This is a genomic window from Paraburkholderia sp. BR13444, from assembly GCF_040948755.1.
GTDB lineage: Bacteria > Pseudomonadota > Gammaproteobacteria > Burkholderiales > Burkholderiaceae > Paraburkholderia > Paraburkholderia youngii.
Genome location: NZ_JBFPKM010000002.1, coordinates 964,616 through 985,947, shown reverse-complemented (window position 1 = coordinate 985,947; position 21,332 = coordinate 964,616). Strand labels below are relative to the sequence as shown.

The 21,332-nt window shown below is 64.1% G+C and carries 16 protein-coding genes; 14 read left to right on the top strand and 2 right to left on the bottom strand.

The features are described from left to right. Positions 1 to 205: 205 nt before the first annotated feature. Entirely contained in the window at positions 206 to 1,402 is a 1,197-nt protein-coding gene (locus AB3X95_RS08945; RefSeq protein WP_368621108.1) for a M20 aminoacylase family protein, read from the bottom strand. Positions 1,403 to 1,589: 187 nt separating this feature from the next. On the opposite strand from AB3X95_RS08945, the gene AB3X95_RS08940 reads away from it, so the two are divergent. Together AB3X95_RS08940 and AB3X95_RS08935 are read left to right on the top strand one after the other, a co-directional pair. Next, positions 1,590 to 3,668: a molybdopterin-dependent oxidoreductase gene (locus AB3X95_RS08940; RefSeq protein ID WP_368621091.1), complete on the top strand. Its 2,079-nt coding sequence runs from the start codon at positions 1,590 to 1,592 to the stop codon at positions 3,666 to 3,668. Between the two features lie 147 nt (positions 3,669 to 3,815). Next, positions 3,816 to 5,489: a long-chain fatty acid--CoA ligase gene (locus AB3X95_RS08935; RefSeq protein WP_368621090.1), complete on the top strand. Its 1,674-nt coding sequence runs from the start codon at positions 3,816 to 3,818 to the stop codon at positions 5,487 to 5,489. A 125-nt stretch (positions 5,490 to 5,614) separates the two neighbouring features. Here the strand turns inward: AB3X95_RS08935 and AB3X95_RS08930 are convergent, their stop codons facing one another. After that, a complete protein-coding gene (locus AB3X95_RS08930) occupies positions 5,615 to 6,811 on the bottom strand; it encodes a porin (protein WP_176121929.1) in 1,197 nt (398 codons plus the stop codon). 304 nt (positions 6,812 to 7,115) lie between these two features. Between AB3X95_RS08930 and coq7 the strand changes: the two genes are divergently transcribed. The 12 genes from coq7 to murC all read left to right on the top strand — a co-directional run bounded on the left by coq7 (position 7,116) and on the right by murC (position 21,332). Next, positions 7,116 to 7,754 (top strand): 2-polyprenyl-3-methyl-6-methoxy-1,4-benzoquinone monooxygenase, encoded by a 639-nt coding sequence (gene coq7 / locus AB3X95_RS08925; protein ID WP_368621089.1) that lies wholly within the window; start codon positions 7,116 to 7,118, stop codon positions 7,752 to 7,754. Between the two features lie 457 nt (positions 7,755 to 8,211). Next, entirely contained in the window at positions 8,212 to 8,640 is a 429-nt protein-coding gene (gene mraZ / locus AB3X95_RS08920; protein ID WP_013090620.1) for a division/cell wall cluster transcriptional repressor MraZ, read from the top strand. A gap of 15 nt (positions 8,641 to 8,655) precedes the next feature. Beyond that, positions 8,656 to 9,609 (top strand): 16S rRNA (cytosine(1402)-N(4))-methyltransferase RsmH, encoded by a 954-nt coding sequence (gene rsmH / locus AB3X95_RS08915; protein ID WP_176121927.1) that lies wholly within the window; start codon positions 8,656 to 8,658, stop codon positions 9,607 to 9,609. Then, positions 9,606 to 9,956, top strand: a complete 351-nt coding sequence (ftsL, locus tag AB3X95_RS08910) for a cell division protein FtsL (RefSeq protein WP_176121926.1) — start codon at positions 9,606 to 9,608, stop codon at positions 9,954 to 9,956. The genes rsmH and ftsL overlap by 4 nt, the downstream gene beginning before the upstream one ends. Continuing rightward, positions 9,953 to 11,818 carry a penicillin-binding protein 2 gene (locus AB3X95_RS08905; protein ID WP_176121925.1) on the top strand — a complete coding sequence of 622 codons (1,866 nt, stop codon included), beginning with the start codon at positions 9,953 to 9,955 and terminating at the stop codon, positions 11,816 to 11,818. The genes ftsL and AB3X95_RS08905 overlap by 4 nt, the downstream gene beginning before the upstream one ends. After that, on the top strand, positions 11,815 to 13,377 hold the full coding sequence (locus tag AB3X95_RS08900; protein WP_368621088.1) for a UDP-N-acetylmuramoyl-L-alanyl-D-glutamate--2,6-diaminopimelate ligase: 1,563 nt from the start codon (positions 11,815 to 11,817) through the stop codon (positions 13,375 to 13,377). Before AB3X95_RS08905 ends, AB3X95_RS08900 begins: the two co-directional genes overlap by 4 nt. Further along, positions 13,374 to 14,786, top strand: coding sequence for a UDP-N-acetylmuramoyl-tripeptide--D-alanyl-D-alanine ligase (murF, locus tag AB3X95_RS08895; protein WP_368621087.1), 1,413 nt, complete (start codon positions 13,374 to 13,376; stop codon positions 14,784 to 14,786). Before AB3X95_RS08900 ends, murF begins: the two co-directional genes overlap by 4 nt. A gap of 17 nt (positions 14,787 to 14,803) precedes the next feature. Beyond that, a complete protein-coding gene (gene mraY / locus AB3X95_RS08890) occupies positions 14,804 to 15,973 on the top strand; it encodes a phospho-N-acetylmuramoyl-pentapeptide-transferase (protein ID WP_368621086.1) in 1,170 nt (389 codons plus the stop codon). 25 nt (positions 15,974 to 15,998) lie between these two features. After that, complete coding sequence (gene murD / locus AB3X95_RS08885; RefSeq protein ID WP_184226501.1) at positions 15,999 to 17,537, top strand: UDP-N-acetylmuramoyl-L-alanine--D-glutamate ligase; 1,539 nt, start codon at positions 15,999 to 16,001, stop codon at positions 17,535 to 17,537. Continuing rightward, on the top strand, positions 17,534 to 18,811 hold the full coding sequence (gene ftsW, locus AB3X95_RS08880; protein ID WP_176121921.1) for a putative lipid II flippase FtsW: 1,278 nt from the start codon (positions 17,534 to 17,536) through the stop codon (positions 18,809 to 18,811). The genes murD and ftsW overlap by 4 nt, the downstream gene beginning before the upstream one ends. Continuing rightward, complete coding sequence (murG, locus tag AB3X95_RS08875; protein WP_176365559.1) at positions 18,808 to 19,932, top strand: undecaprenyldiphospho-muramoylpentapeptide beta-N-acetylglucosaminyltransferase; 1,125 nt, start codon at positions 18,808 to 18,810, stop codon at positions 19,930 to 19,932. Before ftsW ends, murG begins: the two co-directional genes overlap by 4 nt. Continuing rightward, on the top strand, positions 19,929 to 21,332 hold the full coding sequence (murC, locus tag AB3X95_RS08870) for a UDP-N-acetylmuramate--L-alanine ligase (RefSeq protein WP_176365560.1): 1,404 nt from the start codon (positions 19,929 to 19,931) through the stop codon (positions 21,330 to 21,332). The genes murG and murC overlap by 4 nt, the downstream gene beginning before the upstream one ends.

Genomic DNA, 21,332 nt, shown 5'->3' with positions numbered 1-21,332 from the left:
CCCTTCCCATCCCGAACAGGACCGTGAAACGACTCCACGCCGATGATAGTGCGGATTGCCCGTGTGAAAGTAGGTAATCGTCAGGCTCCCCCAAAAGCCAGAAACCCCACCCGCAGCGGTGGGGTTTCTGCGTTTACGCGTCGAAATTAACAAACAGCATTGAAGTAAGCGAAACCCTCCACCCGCCTCAATGCGTCTCAACCCTCTACTTACCCTGAGTCAGAAACTTTTGCGCCAGTCGAACCCAATACGTCGACCCCACCGGCAATAGCTCGTCGTTAAAGTCATAACTCGCGTTGTGCAGCATGCAAGGGCCCGCGCCGTGGCCGGCTTCGCGGTGGCCGCCGTCGCCGTTGCCCAAAAACGCATAGCAGCCCGGTTTCGCCAGCAGCATGAACGAGAAATCCTCGGCGCCCATCGTCGGTTCAACTGCGTCATCGACATTTTCTGCGCCAACGATCTCTTTCATGACCGACGCCGCAAAACGCGCTTCCTCGCTGCTGTTGATCGTCGGCGGATAGTTCCGGTGGAACTGGATCTGAACGGAGCAATCGTATGCTTCGGCTGTACTCTGCGCGATCTTGCGCATGCGTGACTCGATCAGGTCGAGCGTTTCTGTAGTGAAGGTCCGCACCGTTCCCGCGATCCAGGCGTCGTTCGGCACGACATTGACCGCATCGCCGGCATGTATTTGCGTAATCGACAGTACCGCGGTGTCCAGCGGCTTTTTGTTTCGCGTGATGATGCTTTGAAGTCCGCTGGCAATTTGCACTGCCGTAAAGACCGGGTCGCGGCCATTGTGCGGTAGTGCCGCATGCGAGCCGACGCCCTTGATTTCGATGCGAAATTCATTGCTCGACGCCATGATGGGACCTTCGGTCACGCCGAAGTGGCCCGCCGGCATGCCCGGCCAGTTGTGAATGCCGAACACGGCGTCCACGGGGAATTGGGTGAACAGGCCGTCGTCGATCATCGCCTTCGCGCCCGCGCCTCCCTCTTCGGCCGGCTGGAAAATGAACACGATCGTGCCGTCGAAATCACCATGTTTGGCTAGGTAGTGCGCGGCACCGAGCAGCATCGCAGTATGTCCGTCATGCCCGCACGCGTGCATCTTGCCGTCGTTCGTCGAACGATGATCGAAGCTGTTGAGCTCCTGGATCGGCAGCGCATCCATGTCGGCGCGCAAACCAATCGCGCGCGAGCCGTTCCCGCGCTTCAATACGCCGACCACGCCCGTCTTGCCCAAGCCACGGTGGGTCTCGATGCCCCAGGACTCAAGCGAACGCGCGACGAGATCAGCGGTCGCCGTCTCTTCGTAGCGCAGTTCCGGGTGGGCATGGATGGTTCGTCGAAGGGTCTGGATTTCACCGCGAGCGGCCTGAATTTCGGGGATGAGTTTCATGATGGAGTGATTATGCGTTTGTGCTCGACGAGCATGAGATCGCCGCGGACCGCGTCGGCCCGGGCACTGCGGATAATTCATTCTACGCCGAAGGCATTTTTGGCGGCACCACCCGGGTCGGCGGCCCATTGACGTAATAAAATTCCATTTTGCCCGATCGCTTACTGCTCGCAAGGACACCTTGCCGATGAACGCCCCGACCGAATTCGCGCGCGCCGTGTGCCCGCACGATTGCCCCGACACCTGCGCGATGCGCGTGACCGTCGACAACGGACGCGCGATCAAGGTCGCCGGGGATCCCGACCATCCGCCGACTCAGGGCGTGCTGTGCACGAAGGTCAGCCGCTACGCGGAGCGTGTATACCATCCGAACCGATTGACGACGCCAATGAAGCGTGTCGGCCGCAAGGGCGAGGGCCGCTTCGCGCCGGTCAGCTGGGACGAAGCATTGGACTTTGCCGCAAACCGCCTCGGCGAAATTGCCCGTCGCGCGCCGGAAGCGATTCTGCCTTACAGCTACGCTGGCACGATGGGCTTGGTGCAGGGCGATAGCATCGCGCAACGCTTCTTCCACAAGCTCGGCGCATCGCAGTTGGATCGAACGATTTGTGCGGCCGCCGGCGCAGCTGGCCTCAAATACACGTATGGCGCCGGCGTCGGTATGCACACCGAGTTTTTCGCCGAAAGCGAAGTGATCCTGATCTGGGGCGCCAATCCGATCGCATCGAATCTGCATTTCTGGACGCGCGCGCAGGAAGCCAAGCGTCGCGGCGCCCGGCTGATCGCGATCGATCCGTATCGCTCGCTGACCGCGGAGAAATGCCATCAGCACATCGCGCTGAAGCCCGGAACCGACGCGGCTCTCGCGCTAGGCATCATGAACGTGCTGATCACCGAGGATCTGCTCGACCACGAGTACATCGCCGCGCACACGCTGGGCTTCGCTGCCTTGAAGCTGCGCGCGCTCAGCTATCCACTGTCACGCGTTAGCGAAATTTGTGGCGTTAAAGAGGGGGAAATCGCCGAGCTTGCGCGACTTTACGCCGGCACGAAGAAAGCCGCGATCCGCTTGAACTACGGTCTGCAGCGGGTGCGCGGCGGCGGCAATGCAGTGCGCGCGATCGCGTGTTTGCCTTCGCTGACCGGCGCATGGCGCGAGCGCGCGGGCGGGGCGCTGTTGTCGTCGAGCGGTTGGGCGCCGGTCGACTCGCACGCGTTGCAGCGCCCCGACCTGATGCCGGGCTGGCCGTCGAAGCCGAGCCGCGTGATCAATATGAATGCGATCGGCGATGCGCTGCTACATCCGGGCGACGCGACGTTCGGTCCCAAGGTCGAGGCGATCGTCGTCTACAACTCGAATCCGGTCGCGGTCGCGCCGGACTCCGAACGCGTCGCGGCTGGCTTTGCGCGCGAGGATCTGTTCACGATCGTGCTCGAGCATTTCCAGACCGACACCGCGGATTACGCCGACCTGCTGTTGCCCGCCACGACGCAGCTCGAGCATCTCGACGTGCACAAGTCATACGGCCACACGCACGTGATGGTTAACCTGCCCGCCATCGCGCCGTTTGGCGACGCACGCCCGAATACCGAGATCTTCCGCGGCCTCGCGCGCCACATGGGCTTGACGGAACCGTCACTCTTCGACAGCGACGAAGCCGTCGCGCAAGCCGCATTTCGCTGGGAAGACAAGACACTGGACGGTGTCGACTGGCCGATGCTGAAGCAAGCCGGCTGGGCCCGTCTCGATCTGCCCGACGCGCCATTTGCCGACGGCGGTTTTCGCACGCCATCCGGCAAGTGCGAGTTCTACAGCGAGCGCCTTGCGCAACAGGGCCTCGACCCGCTGCCGGACTATCTGCCACCCTACGAATCGGCCGACGGCTCGCCCGAACTGGCGGCCCGCTATCCGCTCGCGATGATTTCGCCTCCCGCGCGCAACTTCCTGAACAGCACCTTCGTGAACATCGAGAGTCTGCGCGCGACGGAAGGCGAGCCGCATCTGGACATCCACCCTGCCGACGCGCACGCGCGCGGCATCGGCGACGGCGATCAGGTGCGCATCTTCAACGACCGCGGCTCGATGCAGGCGCGGGCCCGCGTGACGGACCGCGCGCGCGAAGGTCTCGTCGTCGGGTTGTCGATCTGGTGGAAGAAGCTCGCGCCGGACGGCCGCAACGCCAACCAGTTGACGAGCCAGGCATTGACCGATCTCGGCGGTTCCGCGACGTTTTACGACTGCCTCGTCGAAGTCAAGCGGGCCTGAAAGCCGCACCGCACCTTGAAGCCGACGGCGAGCCTCGCAAGTTCGAGGCTGCCGTCTAACCCCATCGGTTTGGCCATTGGCCGCAATATGCCCATGCTACGATGCGTTTTTAGCACGATCATTCGAAAATAATTCAGGAGACGCTGCATGGAGAAAATCTGGCTGAAGTCTTATCCGCCCGGCGTTCCCGCAGAGATCGACCCGACACGCTATTCGTCGGTGGCCGAGTTGCTCGAGGAAGCCTTTCGCGAACACCGCACGAAGCCGGCGTTCGTGTGCATGGGCAAGCAGATTAGCTATGGTGAACTCGACGAGCTCTCGCGCGATCTTGCGGCGTGGCTGCAGTCGAAAGGGCTCCCGCGCGGCGCGCGTGTCGCGATCATGATGCCGAACGTGCTGCAGTATCCGGTCGCAATTGCCGCGATTCTGCGCGCGGGCTATGTGGTCGTGAATGTGAATCCACTGTATACGCCGCGCGAACTCGAACACCAACTGAAGGACAGCGGCGCTGAGGCGATCATCCTGCTCGAGAATTTTGCGGGGACCTTGCAGGCAATCGTGCGCAATACGCCGGTCAAGCATGTGGTCGTCGCGACGATGGGCGACCTGATGGGCATCAAAGGCCCGCTCGTGAACTTCGTGGTGCGCAAGGTCAAGAAGATGGTGCCGGCGTGGAGCCTGCCCGGGCACGTCAAGTTCAACGACGCGGTCTCGGAGGGCGCGCGCCTGACGTTCAAGCCGGTCCAGCAGGGACCTGACGATATCGCGTTTCTGCAATACACGGGCGGCACCACCGGCGTGGCCAAGGGCGCGACGCTGCTGCACCGGAACCTGATCGCGAACGTGCTGCAGTCGGAGGTCTGGCTCAATCCGGTGCGCGCGAACCGCACCGATATCGATCAGTTCATCACGGTCGTCGCGCTGCCGCTGTATCACGTGTTCGCGCTGACCGTGTGCGGGCTGCTGACGATCCGCACCGGCGGTCTCGGCGTGCTGATCCCGAATCCGCGCGATATCCCCGGCATGATCAAGTCGCTCGAGGGTTATGCGATCACGACGATTCCCGCCGTCAACACGCTGTACAACGCGATGTTGAACAGCCCCGACTTTCACAAGCTCGACTTCTCGAAGCTGCTGACCGCGAACGCCGGCGGCATGGCGGTGCAGGAGGCGGTCGCGAAGCGCTGGTTCGAGCGGACGCGCACGCCGATCGTCGAAGGATATGGACTGTCGGAAACGTCGCCGTGCGTGACCTGCAATCCCGTGACCGTTACCGAATACAGCGGCACGATCGGCCTGCCGCTGCCGTCGACCGAAATCTCGATTCGCGACGACACAGGCAACGAAGTGCCGGCCGGCCAGGCAGGCGAGATCTGCATCCGCGGCCCGCAGCTGATGGCGGGCTACTGGAACCGGCCCGACGAAACCGCCAAGGTGATGACGGCCGACGGCTTCTTTAAATCCGGCGACGTCGGCATCATGAGCGCGGACGGCTTCGTGAAGATCGTCGATCGCAAGAAGGACATGATTCTGGTGTCCGGCTTCAACGTGTATCCGAACGAAGTCGAGGACGTCGTCGCAAAGCTGCCGGGCGTGTTCGAAGTCGCGGCGGTCGGCGTGCCCGATCAGCATTCCGGCGAGGCCGTGAAGCTATTCGTCGTGAAGAAGGACCCGTCGCTGACCGACGAACAGATCTTCGCGTACTGCAAAACGCAACTGACCGGCTACAAGCGGCCCAAGGTCGTCGAATTCCGCACCGAGCTGCCGAAGAGCAACGTCGGCAAGATCCTGCGCCGCGAGTTGCGCGACGGCAGGGCTTAAGCGAGCGAAGAACAGAAGCCCGGCGCACGAAAGTGCGCCGGGCTTTTTCGTTGCGCCATCAAAACCCGCGCATAAAAAAAGGCGCCCGAAGGCGCCTTTGAGGCAAACTGCTTTTTTACGACTTATTAGAACTTGTGGCGGATACCAACACGAGCCGCGAACTGGTTGTTGGTCGACGAACCGGTCAGGCCGTTGATGCCTGCCGTTGCTGCGACCACCTGGCCCGTTGCGTTGACCGTGTCGCCCAGAGCGTGCTGGTACACGCCGACCAGGTACACGTCGGTACGCTTGGACAGGAAGTAATCCACGCCCAGTGCGCCCTGATGGTACTGAGCACGCGAGTTACCTTCGATCTGCGTGCCGCGCGTGTAGTCATACGCTGCGCCGACCAGCAGTGCCGGGGTCAACTGGTACTTGAAGTTGATTTCGCCGTTGTTGAACGTAGCCTTCTGGCCAGTGAACGGCGACGTGAAGGTCTTGCCCAGGTTGCCGAACTGGATGTTCGAATACGTCAGGCCGATGGTTGCCGCGCCGAACGTGTACGCACCGCCTGCGCCGACGACCTGATACGTGTTAGCCGATGCGAAGCCAGCGTAAATCGGGCTCGTGACTGCGAAGCTAGCCGGAGTAGTACCCACGGCCGGTGTGTTCGTTGCGATCGTGCCGCCGTTGTTGAACAGACCACCCGATGCTGCCGGCGTACGTGCGTTCAGGTAACCAACGCCCAATGCCAGCGGGCCATTGTTATAGCCGGCACCCAACGACCAGATCTGGTTGTGCGTGAAGTCACCCGCAACGCCGCCGAAGCTATACGTGCCGCCGAACGTCAGGCCGTTGTAGTTCGCGCTCGTGTACTTGATCGTGTTGTTGGTGCGATACGCGTTGTTGAAGTTGTCGATATCGCCCGGGTGAGCGGCGATGTAGCCGCCCCACTGATCGCCCGATTCGAACGGACCCACGTAGTCGACGACGGAGTCGTACTGACGACCCAGCGTGACCGTGCCGAAGGTGCTCGACAGACCGACATATGCCTGACGACCGAACATCAGGCCGCCTTGACCGAGCTTGCCGTTGGTCACGTCAAAGCCGTTTTCCAAAACGAACAGCGCCTTCAGACCACCGCCCAGATCTTCCGTGCCACGCAGGCCGAAACGCGAGCCTTGCAGGACGCCGCTGGACATGTCGTACTTGTGAAAGCCACCAGCGTTGGTATTCATGTTGATACCAACGTCAACAATGCCGTACAGGGTCACGCTGCTCTGCGCATGAGCGACGCCTGCGAACGCGCCCAGTGCTGCGAGAGCGAGAAGCGACTTTTTCATCGAATGATCTCCAAGGATTACGAATCTTTTGTTCAAGGCGAAATATTTAGTAAGTGCTGAGGCCTTGCTTATCCAACTTCGCGAGAAGTTGCCACGTAATGTAACAAAAGGCATACATGGGACAAAGAAAAAGGAAGCGCTCCGGACGGCCGCTGTTTCGTTTACGCAACATGGTCTAGAATCCGAGATTAACCGCCCATTTCATGCGGATTGATGCCTGTCGGACCGCGGGTTTCGCGTCGCAAGGCCTTGTCGCACGGACCTTCCGGAACGATGCGGCGGTTGTCGAATCAGGGAGCGTTTTATGTTGCTGGAAGAGTTGATTGGCGAGTTTGATCGGGGTTTACGCTCACTGACGGGGGTCTCGCGGATGAGCCGTCCGCTGCCGCTTCCGCAGGCTTGCCCGGCGACGGCCGAGGCTCCCGAACTCTCGCCCGCGGAGCGCGCGCATGCGGCTGGTTTGATGCGGGTGAACCACGTCGGCGAAGTGTGCGCGCAGGCGCTTTACCAGGCGCAGAAACTCGCTACCGACTCGCCTTCATTGCGCGCCATGTTCGATCACGCCGCGTCGGAAGAAGAGGATCATCTGGCGTGGACCGCGAAACGCCTGGAGGCGCTCGACTCGCGTCCGAGTCTGCTCAATCCGCTGTGGTATACCGGCGCACTCGCGATCGGGCTCGCCGCGGGACGTCTCGGCGATCGCGTGAGTCTCGGCTTCATGGCCGAAACGGAGCGCCAGGTCGAGCAGCATCTCGACAGCCATCTCGATCAGCTGCCCGCCGCGGACCATGAATCGCGCGCGATCGTCGAGCAGATGCGCGCCGATGAAGCGCGGCACGGCAAGGCAGCGATGGACGCGGGCGGCATCGAGTTGCCGTTTCCGGCGCGCGCGTTGATGCGTGCGATGTCGAAGGTGATGACGCGCACCGCCTATTACATATGAGCGTTTCGCCTGCTTTGCTTCGCCGACCGGAGCGCCGCGCGTATCGCGCCGACCATCGCTGAACGCATTATTCGCAAGTGGGACGGCGCCGCGCACGCCGTTCGTCAACCGTCCCCGCAGCGCCGCCTTTTCCCTTTCAGATTCCCTTAACGATCTCTTTCAATCCGCGCTGTTTCCTCGCACTGTTCACGTATCACCTTCACAAGTTGCACTAGCCCATTCATTTATAACGGTTTTCCGTTTTATACGGGACGTGAAGGAGTCGCGCTAAGTCCTTGTTCTAACAAACAAAATTCGCCTGAAAAGCCGGCCGCTCCCTTGACCCGTGTTTAGCGTTCCTCTAAAGTGGGAGACAGTGTGAGAAAGTGTATTTTTGTGTGTTCTCAGCATCACTTTCAGGTAGATTTTCACGGACCGGGCGGGCGGCGCAAACAGCACCGCAATAGGGGAGAGCGAAGTGTTCCAAGGGGCGTCGGCGCTGACGCTCGATGCGAAAGGGCGGATGTCGATTCCCTCTCGTTATCGGGATGCGCTGCAAACACAGGCAGAGGGCCGGGTGACGATCACCAAGCATCCGGACGGCTGCCTGTTGCTCTTTCCGCGCCCCGAATGGGAAATCTTCCGTGACAAGGTCGACAAGCTGCCCATGAACGCAGCCTGGTGGAAACGCATTTTTCTCGGCAATGCAATGGATGTGGATATGGACGGCGCAGGCCGTGTGCTCGTGTCGCCCGAGTTGCGCGCGGCTGGCTCGCTGGAGAAGGAAGTGACGCTGCTCGGCATGGGCCGTCACTTCGAGCTGTGGGATGCACAGATTTACGCGGCGAAGGAACAGGCGGCGATCGCCGAGGGCATGCCCGACGCGTTGAAAGACTTCACGTTCTGATCGCGGCTTATTTATATGGCTTCTGCGATGAGAAACGAATTGCAGCATCGCACGGTGCTGTTGAACGAAGCGGTCGATGCGCTGGTCACGCGCGCCGACGGCACGTATGTGGACGGCACGTTCGGCCGTGGCGGCCATAGCCGCCTCGTGCTGGAGCGGCTCGGCGAAGCGGGGCGATTGATCGCGTTCGATAAAGATCCGCTCGCGATCGCGACTGCGCAGAAGATCGCCGATCCGCGCTTTGCCATCGTCCACGAGAGTTTTGCTTCACTGCGCGCCGCGATGGCGGAGCGCGGGGTAGGGCGTGTGTCGGGGGTGTTGCTTGATCTGGGCGTGTCGTCGCCGCAAGTCGACGATCCGGAGCGGGGCTTCAGCTTCCGCGCCGACGGCCCGCTCGACATGCGGATGGACCCGACGCGCGGCGAATCCGCGGCTAACTGGCTCGCGCGGGCTACGGTGCAGGAACTGACGGAGGTGATACGAGATTATGGGGAAGAACGGTTTGCTTTTCAGATTGCAAAGGCGCTTGTTGCTCGCCGGGCAGAGTCCGACCGTCTTGGGCCTCTCGTCAGCACGGGCGAGCTTGCCCAAATCGTGGCTAACGTCGTCAAAACCCGTGAGAAGGGCAAGGACCCGGCAACCCGCACCTTTCAGGCTATACGGATTCACGTCAATCAAGAGCTTGCGGAGCTGCAAGTCGTTCTAGAAGCAGCGTTGTCGTTGTTGGAGCAAGGGGGGCGGCTGGTGGTCATCAGCTTTCATTCGCTCGAGGACCGTATCGTAAAGCGATTCATGCAGGCGCACGCAAGTACGCCGGCGGTCGACCGCCGCCTGCCGATCCGCGCGGTCGACCTGCCGAGCCCTCCGCTCAAGATCATCGGCCGCGTCTTTGCGAGCGACGCAGAAGTCGCCGACAACCCGCGCGCCCGTTCTGCCGTGATGCGCGTGGCGGAGCGGATCGCGCCATGAACCGCCTCAATATCTTCCTGCTGATCATCGTGATGGGCTGTGCCTTGTCGGTCGTCAACGCGACCAATCAGCAGCGTCAGATCTTTATCCAGCTGCAGCGCGCGCAGTCGCAGGAGCGTCAGCTGCAGCAGGACTATTCGCAGCTTCAATATCAGCAGAGCGCGCTGTCCAAAACGTCGCGCATCGAGCAACTCGCCACCGCCTCGCTGAAGATGCAGTCGGCCACCACGGGCCGCACGCAGTACCTGACGCTCGCCCCGGGTGCCGCAACGGCGATCGACGCTCCCATTCCGACCTCCGCGGCCGCCTCGGCGCCGGTCGCGACCCGTCGCGGAGCCACGCGATGAAAAAATCGTCGGCTCACAAGAGCGTTGCGTTTTCGGCCAACCCGATTCTGTCGGTGCGCCTGCCGATGTGGCGCTCGAAGCTCGTCGTGTTCCTGCTGTTCATGGCGTTCGTCGCGCTCGCCGCGCGCGCGTTCTGGATTCAGGGGCCGGGCAACGCGTTTTATCTGAAGCAGGGCGAAATCCGCTATCAGCGCCGCATCGACATGCCGGCCACGCGCGGCAAGATTCTCGACCGCAACGGCCTCGTGCTCGCCACGAGTCTGCCGGTGCGCGCAATCTGGGCGATTCCCGAATCGGTGCCGGACGACCTCGGCGCCGACAAGCTCGACGCGCTCGGCAAACTGCTCGGCATGACCGCGAAGGAATTGCGCTCGAAGCTGTCGGAAGACAAGACCTTCGTCTACGTGAAGCGCCAGGTGCCCGTCGACGTCGCCGACAAAGTCGCGGCGCTCGACATCCCCGGCATTTACTCGCGCGCCGAGTACAAGCGCTTCTACCCGGAAGGCGAGATCACCGCTCACCTGATCGGCTTCACCAACGTCGAGGACGAAGGCCAGGAAGGCGTCGAGCTCGGCGACCAGAAGCTGCTCGCGGGCACATCGGGCAGCCGTCGCGTGATCAAGGACCGGATTGGTCACATCATCGAGGACGTCGACGAGCAGGTCGTGCCGCACAATGGCAAGGACGTCGACCTATCGATCGACAGCAAGATCCAGTACATCGCCTATACGAACCTGAAAGCGGCCGTCGAGAAATTCAAGGCGAAGGCCGGCGCGGCGATGGTGATCGACGTGCGCACCGGCGAAGTGCTCGCGCTCGTCAACTACCCGACGTACAACCCGAACGACCGCTCGCACCTGACGGGCGAACAGCTGCGCAACCGCATCCTGACCGACACCTTCGAGCCGGGCTCGATCATGAAGCCGTTCACGGTGTCGCTCGCGCTCGATCTGCACCGGGTGACGCCGACTACACTGGTAGATACGGGCAACGGTCACTTCGTACTCGACGGCGCGCCGATTACCGACGACAGCGGCTTCGGCGTGCTGACGGTCGGCGGCGTGATCCAGAAGTCGAGCAACATCGGCGCGACGAAGATCGCGATGCAGCTGCGGCCCGAAGAAATGTGGAATATGTATACCAGCGTCGGTCTCGGCCAGGCGCCGAAGGTCGGTTTTCCTGGCGCGGCGGCGGGCCGCCTGCGTCCGTGGAAGAGCTGGCGCCGCATCGAGCAGGCGACGATGTCATACGGCTACGGCCTGTCGGTGTCGCTGTTCCAGCTCGGCCGCGCGTACACCGCGATCGCGCACGACGGCCAGATCATGCCGGTGACGATTTTCCACGCGCCGGGCGACCAGCCGGCCACCGGCCCGCAGATCTTTTCGCCGACCACCGCGCGTGAAGTGCGCGCGATGCTCGAAACCGTCGTGTCGGCGCAAGGCACGTCGCCGGATGCGGCGGTGCCCGGCTATCGCGTCGGCGGCAAGAGCGGTACCGCGTACAAGCACGGGCCGCACGGCTACGACCACTCCAAATATCGCGCGTCGTTCGTCGGCATGGCGCCGATGCCGAATCCGCGCATCGTCGTCGCCGTGTCGGTCGACGAGCCGACGGCGGGTAGCCACTTTGGCGGCCAGGTGTCGGGCCCGGTGTTCTCGGGCATCGTCGGCGATACGCTGCGCGCGCTGAACGTGCCGCCCGACATGCCCGTCAAGCAGATGGTCGTGTCCGACGATTCGGCGCCGCCCGCGCCCGGCGCGCCGTCCGCGCCGCCCGGGGCGAAGAAGCTGCCGACGAACCCCGGCGTGAAGAAGATGACCATTTCCGCCAACCAGAAAACCCATCCAGGAGTCGAGCGATGAGCGCGCTGCGCGAGCAACATCCAGCGCACCGGCAGATCGCCGACGCCCTCGCCTGGCTGCACGCGCACGTGCAGCCAGGCGCGCATCTGCACGCCGACACGCGCTCGCTCGCGGCCGGCGACGCGTTCTTCGCGTACGCGGTCGATGGCGCGGACAATCGCGCGTTCATCGACGCGGCGATCGAGCGCGGCGCGGCCGCCGTGCTCGTGCAACCCGAAGGCTTCGCCGGCAAGCTCGACGCGTCCGTCGCGCATGCGGTACCGGCATTGAACGAACTCGCCGGCACGATCGCGAGCGCGTGGTATCGCGATCCGAGCGACGCGATGCTCGCGGTCGGCATCACCGGCACGAACGGCAAGACATCTTGCAGCCAATGGGTCGCCGCGGCGCTGTCCGCGCGCGGCACGCGCTGTGCGATCGTCGGCACGCTTGGCACCGGCCTCGTTGGCCAGCTCGTGCACACAGGTTTCACGACGCCCGACGCGCCGCAATTGCAGCGCAGCCTCGCGCAATTGCGTGACGCGGGCGCGCAGGCGGTGGCGATGGAAGTGTCGTCGCATGCGCTGCATCAGGGGCGCGTGAACGGCACCGCTTTCGACATCGCGGTGTTCACGAATCTGACGCAGGACCATCTCGATTATCACGGCACGTTCGAGGCCTATGAAGCCGCCAAGGCGCGCCTGTTCGCATGGCCAGAGCTGCGCGCGGCCGTGATCAATCGCGACGATGCCGCCGGACGGCGTTTTCTCGCGAGCACGCGTGGTCACGCTCGCACCATCGCTTATGGCATCGAGGGCGAGCACGGCGACGCCGGCGCCACGAATGCGCCAGAAGCGGACGCGTGGCTGACCGCATCGAACGTGCGTGCGACCGCGACCGGCACCGCGTTTCATCTGAGCACGTCGGACTGGGGCAACGCCGACGTCGAAGTGCAAACGCTCGGCCTCTTCAACGTGAGCAATCTGCTCGCGGTGCTCGGCGTGCTGCTCGCCGCCGAAGTGCCGTTCGACGCGGCGCTCGCCGAACTCGCCAAGCTGGAACCGGTGAACGGCCGCATGCAGCGTTTGGGCGGCCGACTGCAAAACGACGAGCCGCTCGTCGTGATCGATTACGCGCACACACCCGACGCGCTCGAAAAAACGCTCGAGGCCCTGCGCCCGATCGCGACCGCGCGCGGCGGCGAACTCGTCTGCATGTTCGGCTGCGGCGGCGACCGCGATGCGACCAAGCGTCCGCTGATGGGCGCGATCGCCGAGCGGCTGGCGGACAACGTCGTCGTGACGAGTGACAACCCCCGCAGCGAAGATCCGCTCGCGATCATCGAGCAAATCGCCGAGGGCATGCAGGACGCGTCGAAGGCGCGCCGCATCGAGGACCGCGCGAGCGCGATCCTGCAGGCGATCCGCGGCGCCGCGCGCGAAGACGTGATCGTGCTGGCCGGCAAGGGGCACGAAGCCACACAGGAAATCATGGGCAAGAAACGCGCTTTCTCCGATCAGGACCACGCCCGCCTCGCGCTCGCCGCGCGGGCCACGCAAACTCGCGGAGGTGGCGAATGACGATGTTCTCGCTACGTGCAGCCGCCGCGCAGATTCCCGGCGCGAGCGTCACCGGCGACGACAGCGTGCGCTTCGAACGCGTGTCGACCGACAGCCGCAGCGCCGGCCCCGGCGATCTGTTCATCGCGATCAAGGGCGATCGATTCGACGCGCACGACTTCCTGCCGCAAGTCGCCGAGCGCAACGTCGCCGCCGTGCTGGTCGCGCGCACGCCGGAGAACTGGAGCGTGCCGGCGATTCGCGTCGCCGATACGCGCGCAGCGCTCGGCGCGCTCGCGCGCGGCTGGCGTCGTCAGTTCGACCTGCCGCTCGTCGCGGTCACGGGCAGCAACGGCAAGACCACGGTCAAGGAAATGATCGCGTCGATCTTCGCGGCCGCGGTCGGCACGGACGCGCGTCTCGCGACCGCTGGCAATTTCAACAACGACATCGGCCTGCCGCTCACGCTGTTCCGTCTGCATGCCGCGCATCGGCTCGCGGTGGTCGAGCTCGGCATGAATCATCCGGGCGAAACCGAACTGCTCGCGAAGCTGGCCGAGCCGACGGTCGCCGTCGTCAACAACGCGCAGCGCGAGCACCAGGAATTCATGGCGACCGTCGAAGCGGTCGCGCTCGAACACGCGAGCGTGATTCACGCGCTGTCGCCCGAAGGCACGGCAGTGTTCCCCGCCGACGACGCGTACGCGAGCATCTGGCGCGTCGCCGCCACCGGCAACCGCATCATCGACTTCGCGCTGAACAGCGCCGAGCGCACGACCGAAGCCGCGGTGCAGGGCAACTTCGACGGCAAGCGTTTGAGCATCGACACGCCGCAAGGCCATCTCGACGTGACGCTGCAGGTGCTCGGCGATCACAACGCGCACAACGCGCTCGCGGCGACCTCGGCCGCGTTGGCCGCGGGTGTGTCGCTCGACGCGATCCAGCGCGGACTCGAATCGTTCGGCCCGGTGAAGGGCCGTCTGCAGGTCAAGCAGGCCGCGCTCGGCTCGCTCGCGGGCGCAACCGTGATCGACGACACCTACAACGCGAATCCCGATTCGATGCGCGCCGCAATCGACGTGCTCGCGTCGCGTGCATCGCCGCGTGTGCTCGTGATGGGCGACATGGGCGAAGTCGGCGACAACGGGCCGGCGTTTCACCGCGAAATCGGCGCATATGCGAAAGAGCGCGGTATCGACGCGCTGTACGCGATGGGCGACGCCTCGCGCGACGCCTGCACCGCATACGGCGCGGGCGCGCACCACGTCGCCGATGTCGGCGCGCTGGTCGCGCAACTGCAGCAGGCCGGCTTCGGCGCTGCCGCAACGCTTCTCGTGAAAGGCTCGCGCTTCATGCAGATGGAGCGCGTGGTGGACGCCGTTACGAGTCCACAACCCAACGCAGCGGGCACGACGCCCGCCGCACATTGAAATAGAAGGATCCAGGCATGCTACTGGCGCTGGCGCAATGGCTGCAGAATGACGCAAGCTTCTTGCGCGTGTTCAGTTATCTGACGTTTCGCGCGGTGATGGCGACCATCACCGCGTTGTTGATCGGGCTCGTCTGCGGCCCGGCGGTCATTCACAAGCTGACCGCAATGAAGGTCGGCCAGGCCGTTCGCAAGGACGGCCCGCAAACTCATCTCGTCAAATCGGGCACGCCGACGATGGGCGGCGTGCTGATCCTGCTCGGCATCGGCGTGGCCACGCTGCTGTGGGCCGATCTGACCAACCGCTTCATCTGGATCGTGATGCTCGTCACGTTCGGCTTCGGCGTGATCGGCTGGGTCGACGATTACCGCAAGGTCGTCTACAAGGACCCGCGCGGCATGTCATCGCGCGAGAAGTATTTCTGGCAATCGGTGATCGGCCTGTTCGCGGCGGTGTATCTCGCATTCAGCGTGTCCGAGGCGAGCAACGTGCGCGTGTTCGACCTGTTCATGGCGTGGGTGCGCAGTGGCCTGTCGATGGGCCTGCCCGCGCGCGCTGACCTGTTGCTGCCGTTCTTCAAGTCGATCACGTATCCGCTCGGCGTGTGGGGCTTCATCGTGTTGACGTATCTGGTGATCGTCGGCGCGAGCAACGCGGTGAATCTGACCGACGGCCTCGACGGCCTCGTGATCATGCCGGTCGTGCTCGTCGGCGGGTCGCTCGGTGTGTTCGCGTACGTGATGGGCAGCTCGGTCTACTCGAAATACCTGCTGTTTCCGCACATTCCCGGCGCGGGCGAATTGCTGATCTTCTGTTCGGCGATGGGTGGCGCGGGGCTTGCGTTCCTGTGGTTCAACACGCACCCGGCGCAGATGTTCATGGGCGACGTCGGCGCGCTCGCACTCGGCGGCGCGCTCGGCACGGTCGCGGTGATCGTGCGTCAGGAAATCGTGCTGTTCATCATGGGCGGCATTTTCGTTGCGGAGACGCTGTCGGTAATGCTGCAGGTCACGTGGTTCAAATACACGAAGCGCCGTTTCGGCGAAGGGCGGCGCTTCTTCAAGATGGCGCCGCTGCATCACCATTTCGAATTGTCGGGCTGGAAGGAAACACAGGTGGTCGTGCGGTTCTGGATCATCACGTTGATGTTGTGCCTATTCGGTTTGTCCACTCTCAAATTGCGTTAAGCAGCAGTATTTAAGGAAGCAGGCGATGTTCGGCGAGAAGTTTCGGGATCGGCAAAAGCCGATGGTGCTCGTGCTGGGACTGGGTGAATCCGGTCTCGCGATGGCGCGCTGGTGCGCCAGGCACGGCTGTCGGCTGCGCGTGGCAGATACGCGCGAAGTGCCGCCGAACCTGTCCGCGCTCGAAGCGCATGGTGTCGATGCCGATTTCGTCGGCGGTCCGTTTTCGCCGGTGCTGCTCGAAGGTGTCGAACTGGTCGCGATCAGCCCGGGGCTGTCGCCGCTCGCCGCCGATCTGCTGCCGCTGATCACGGCGGCGCGCGAGCAGGGCATTCCGGTGTGGGGCGAGCTCGAACTGTTCTCGCAGGCGCTGCGCACGCTCGGCGAGTCCGGCTACGCGCCGAAGGTGATCGCGATCACCGGCACGAACGGCAAGACCACGACGACGAGCCTGACCGGCCTGCTGTGCGAACGCGCGGGCAAGAAGGTCGCGGTGGCGGGCAACATCAGCCCGTCGCTGCTCGACAAGCTGTCCGAAGCGATCGACCGGACCGCGCTGCCCGACGTGTGGGTGCTCGAACTGTCGAGCTTCCAGCTGGAGACCTCGCATACCTTTACGCCGGACGCGGCGGTCGTGCTGAACATCACGCAGGATCATCTGGACTGGCACGGCGGACTCGATGCGTACGCGGCCGCGAAGGGCCGCATCTTCGGTACACGAACGGTGCGCGTGCTGAATCGCGACGACGCCCGTGTGATGTCGCTCGCGCCCACCAGCGGCGAGGCGGAGGTCATCACGTTCGGCGTGACCGAGCCGAAGAACGACGGTGACTACGGCCTGTTGCGCGAGAACGGCATGGTGTGGCTCGTCGAAGCGCAAGATCGTGACGCGACCGACGAATCCCCCAAGGGGACTTCCTTCGGGGCGTCCACGCCGAAGCGCCGTCGCAAGAACGAAGCAGCCCCAACGCCCGACATCGCGCTGAAGCGTCTGATGCCCGCCGACGCGCTGCGCATCCGCGGCTTGCACAACGCCGCCAACGCATTAGCCGCGTACGCGCTCGCGCGTGCGATCGGTCTGCCCGGCGCGCCGCTGCTGCACGGCCTGCGCGAATACCGCGGCGAACCGCATCGCGTGGAACTGATCGCGTCGATCGACGGCATCGACTTCGTGGACGACAGCAAGGGCACCAACGTCGGCGCGACGGTCGCCGCGCTCGATGGTCTCGCGCAACGCGTCGTGCTGATCGCGGGCGGCGACGGCAAGGGCCAGGAATTCGAGCCGCTCGCCGCGCCGGTGATGCGCTGGTGCCGCGCGGTGATGCTGATCGGCCGCGACGCGCCGCAGATTCGCGCGGCGCTCGAACATTGCGGCGTCGCGATGACCGATCACGCGACGCTCGAAGAAGCGACACGCGCAGCCACCGCCATCGCGCAGCCCGGCGACGCGGTGCTGTTGTCGCCCGCGTGCGCGAGCTTCGACATGTTCAAGGGATACGCACATCGTGCGGCGGTATTCCGCAGCACGGTCGAAGATATCGCGGCCGAACGGGGGACGATGATATGAGCTGGTCGGAACGTTTCGGCTCGCGCGAAGCCACCGGCGGCAACGGCGCCGCCGCAGGTACGTCTTCCCGCACGTCGACCCGCACGGGCGGCAGCGGTCTCGCGAGCGCGGTCAACGGCGTGCGGCCGCTGCGCTCGCGCATGCTCGACTACGACCACTCGCTGCTGTGGGTCGTCGTCGCGCTGCTCGGACTCGGCATCGTGATGGTGTACTCGGCGTCGATCGCGATGCCCGATTCGCCGAAGTACGCGTCGTATCGCGACTGGGCGTTCCTCGTGCGCCAGATCGTCTTCGTGCTGATGGGCTCGGCGGTCGGCATCGTATCGTTCCGCATTCCGATTTCGACGTGGGACAAGTACGCGCCGAAGCTCTTCCTGATCTCGCTCGTCGCGCTCGTGATCGTGTTGATCCCGCACGTCGGCAAGGGCGTGAACGGTGCGCGCCGCTGGATTCCGCTCGGCATCACGAACATGCAGCCGTCGGAAATCATGAAGCTCGCGGTGACGATCTACGCGGCGAACTACACGGTACGCAAGCAGGAATACATGCACAGCTTCGCCAAGGGCTTTCTGCCGATGGCGGTCGCGGTCGGCCTGGTCGGCGCGCTGCTGCTGCTCGAGCCGGACATGGGCGCGTTCATGGTGATCGCGGCGATCGCGATGGGCGTGCTGTTTCTCGGCGGCGTGAACGGCAAGCTGTTCGGCGGCCTCGTCGCGACCGCGGTGGGCACGTTCACGTTGCTGGTGTGGGCGTCGCCGTGGCGTCGTGAGCGGATCTTCGCGTACCTCGATCCGTGGGACGATCGCTACGCACAGGGCAAGGCGTATCAATTGACGCACTCGCTGATCGCGTTCGGGCGTGGCGAGTGGTTTGGCGTCGGTCTCGGCGGCAGCGTCGAGAAGCTCAACTATCTGCCCGAAGCGCATACCGACTTCATTCTCGCGGTGATCGGCGAGGAACTGGGGTTCGTCGGCGTGCTCGTCGTTATCCTGATGTTCTACTGGATCGTGCGCCGCTCGTTCGAGATCGGCCGTCAGGCGCTCGCGCTCGATCGCACGTTCGCGGGGCTGGTCGCGAAGGGCGTCGGCATCTGGTTCGGCGCGCAGACCTTCATCAACATGGGCGTGAACCTCGGTCTTTTGCCGACCAAAGGCCTCACATTGCCGCTCGTCAGCTACGGCGGGTCGGGCATCTTGCTGAACTGTGTCGCGATCGCCGTGTTGATGCGAGTGGATTACGAGAATCGTGTGTTGATGCGTGGGGGCAAGGTATGACGGCTCTGCCACAACGCACGCTGATGGTGATGGCCGGCGGCACCGGGGGACACGTGTTCCCGGGGCTCGCGGTCGCGCATCTGATGCAGGCATGGGGCTGGAAAGTCGTATGGCTCGGCAACCCCGCGGGCATGGAAGCGACGCTGGTACCGAAGCACGGCATTCCGATGGAGTACGTGCGCTTCGGCGGCGTGCGGGGCAAGGGGCTGAAGACCAAGCTGATGCTGCCGGTCAACCTGCTGCGCGCGTGCACGCAGAGCCTGAGTGTGCTGCGTCGCGTGAAGCCCGACGTCGTGCTCGGCATGGGCGGCTACATCACGTTCCCGGCCGGGCTGATGACCGCGCTGAGCGGGTGCCCGCTCGTGCTGCACGAACAGAATTCGATCGCCGGTCTCGCGAACAAGGTGCTCGCGAAGCTCGCGAAACGCGTTCTGGTCGCGTTTCCGAATGCGCTGCCGCACGGCGAATGGACCGGCAATCCGATTCGTGAGGAACTTGCGCGCGCGAATGCACCCAAAGCACGCTACGCGCAGCGTAACGGTCCGCTCAACGTGCTCGTCGTGGGGGGGAGTCTCGGCGCCGCTGCGTTGAACGAAGTCGTGCCGCGTGCGGTCGCGCTGTTAGCGCCCAATGAAAGACCGCGCATCGTGCATCAGGCGGGTGCGAAGCATATCGACGCGCTGCGCGAGAACTACGCGGCCGCAGGCTTGCGGGCAGGCGCGGACGTGTCGCTCGTGCCGTTCATCGACGACATGACGAGCGCCTATGCGCAGGCCGATCTGGTGATCTGCCGCTCGGGCGCGATGACGGTGTCGGAGATATCGGCGGTCGGCGTCGCGGCGTTGTTCGTGCCGTTCCCGTACGCGGTCGACGATCACCAGACCACTAATGCAGCGTTTCTCGCCGACAACGGCGCGGCGCTGGTCGTGCAACAACGCGACCTGTCGGCGGAAAAGCTCGCCGACTGGTTGCGTAGCCAGACGCGGGAAAGTCTCGCGGAAATGGCGGAGCGTTCGCGCTCGCTCGCGAAACCGGATGCCACCGAACAGGTCGCGCAGATCTGCGCGACGGTGGCGGGTGCGGGTTCGATGGCGGGCGTGAGCCCAGAAGGAAAGCAATGAAACACATCGTCAAACATATTCATTTCGTCGGCATCGGCGGCGTCGGCATGAGCGGCATCGCCGAAGTGCTCGTCAATCTCGGCTATCAGGTGAGCGGCTCGGACCTGTCGGGCAACGCGGTCACCGAGCGCCTCGCCCGGCTCGGTGCGCGCATTTCGATCGGGCACGCGGCGGAGAACATCGAAGGCGCGAACGCGGTGGTGGTGTCTACCGCGGTGCGCAGCGACAACCCGGAAGTGCTGGCCGCGCGTCATCGCCGCATTCCGATCGTGCCGCGCGCGGTGATGCTGGCGGAACTCATGCGACTGAAGCAGGGTATCGCGATCGCCGGCACGCACGGCAAGACCACGACCACCTCGCTGGTCGCGAGCGTGCTCGCCGCGGGCGGGCTCGATCCGACCTTCGTGATCGGCGGCCGGCTGATCAGTGCCGGCGCGAATGCGCGTCTGGGCACCGGCGACTTCATCGTCGCCGAGGCGGACGAATCGGACGCGTCGTTCCTGAACCTGTTCCCGGTGATCGAAGTCATCACGAACATCGACGCTGATCATATGGATACCTATGGTCACGACTTCGCGCGTCTGAAGCAGGCGTTCATCGAATTCACGCACCGTTTGCCGTTCTATGGCATCGCGGTGCTGTGCGTCGACGATCCGAACGTGAAGGAGATCCTGCCGTTCGTATCGAAGCCGATCATCCGCTACGGTTTGGCTGCCGAGGCGCAGGTGCGCGCGGTCAACGTCGAAGCGCGCGAAGGACGCATGCATTTCACCGTGATGCGCGAAGACGCGGCGCCGCTCGACGTCACGTTGAACCTGCCGGGCGAGCACAACGTGCAGAACGCGTTGGCCGCCATTGCAATTGCGACTGAACTTGAAGTGAAAGATGCCGATATCCAGCGAGCGCTCGCGGATTTCAACGGCGTCGGCCGACGCTTCCAGCGTTACGGCGAAGTGCCGGTCGTCAGTGACGGTGAGGCCGCGGGCTCCTACACGCTGGTGGACGACTACGGTCACCACCCGGTCGAAATGGCCGCCACGGTTGCGGCGGCGCGCGGCGCATTTCCGGGCCGGCGCCTGGTGCTGGCGTTCCAGCCGCACCGCTTCACGCGTACGCGTGATTGCTTCGAGGATTTCGTGAAAGTGCTGTCGACCGTCGACGCGCTCGTGCTGACCGAAGTCTATGCGGCCGGCGAAGCGCCGATCGTCGCCGCGGACGGCCGCGCATTGGCGCGCGCGCTGCGTGTCGCGGGCAAGGTCGAGCCGGTGTTCGTCGATACGGTCGATGAAGTGCCGGACGCGCTCTCTACGGTGGTGCGCGACGGTGATGTGGTGATTACGATGGGCGCGGGTTCGATCGGCGGTGTGCCGGGTCGCCTCGCTCAGGAACTGAAGGTGTGA

Coding starts and splice junctions, on each gene's coding strand:
- ftsL (WP_176121926.1), top strand. CDS start 9,606: ATGAACCGCCTCAATATCTTCCTGCTGATCATCGTGATGGGCTGTGCC.
- AB3X95_RS08935 (WP_368621090.1), top strand. CDS start 3,816: ATGGAGAAAATCTGGCTGAAGTCTTATCCGCCCGGCGTTCCCGCAGAG.
- AB3X95_RS08945 (WP_368621108.1), bottom strand. CDS start 1,402: ATGAAACTCATCCCCGAAATTCAGGCCGCTCGCGGTGAAATCCAGACC.
- ftsW (WP_176121921.1), top strand. CDS start 17,534: ATGAGCTGGTCGGAACGTTTCGGCTCGCGCGAAGCCACCGGCGGCAAC.
- AB3X95_RS08905 (WP_176121925.1), top strand. CDS start 9,953: ATGAAAAAATCGTCGGCTCACAAGAGCGTTGCGTTTTCGGCCAACCCG.
- mraY (WP_368621086.1), top strand. CDS start 14,804: ATGCTACTGGCGCTGGCGCAATGGCTGCAGAATGACGCAAGCTTCTTG.
- AB3X95_RS08900 (WP_368621088.1), top strand. CDS start 11,815: ATGAGCGCGCTGCGCGAGCAACATCCAGCGCACCGGCAGATCGCCGAC.
- AB3X95_RS08940 (WP_368621091.1), top strand. CDS start 1,590: ATGAACGCCCCGACCGAATTCGCGCGCGCCGTGTGCCCGCACGATTGC.
- murD (WP_184226501.1), top strand. CDS start 15,999: ATGTTCGGCGAGAAGTTTCGGGATCGGCAAAAGCCGATGGTGCTCGTG.
- coq7 (WP_368621089.1), top strand. CDS start 7,116: ATGTTGCTGGAAGAGTTGATTGGCGAGTTTGATCGGGGTTTACGCTCA.
- rsmH (WP_176121927.1), top strand. CDS start 8,656: ATGGCTTCTGCGATGAGAAACGAATTGCAGCATCGCACGGTGCTGTTG.
- AB3X95_RS08930 (WP_176121929.1), bottom strand. CDS start 6,811: ATGAAAAAGTCGCTTCTCGCTCTCGCAGCACTGGGCGCGTTCGCAGGC.
- murC (WP_176365560.1), top strand. CDS start 19,929: ATGAAACACATCGTCAAACATATTCATTTCGTCGGCATCGGCGGCGTC.
- murG (WP_176365559.1), top strand. CDS start 18,808: ATGACGGCTCTGCCACAACGCACGCTGATGGTGATGGCCGGCGGCACC.
- murF (WP_368621087.1), top strand. CDS start 13,374: ATGACGATGTTCTCGCTACGTGCAGCCGCCGCGCAGATTCCCGGCGCG.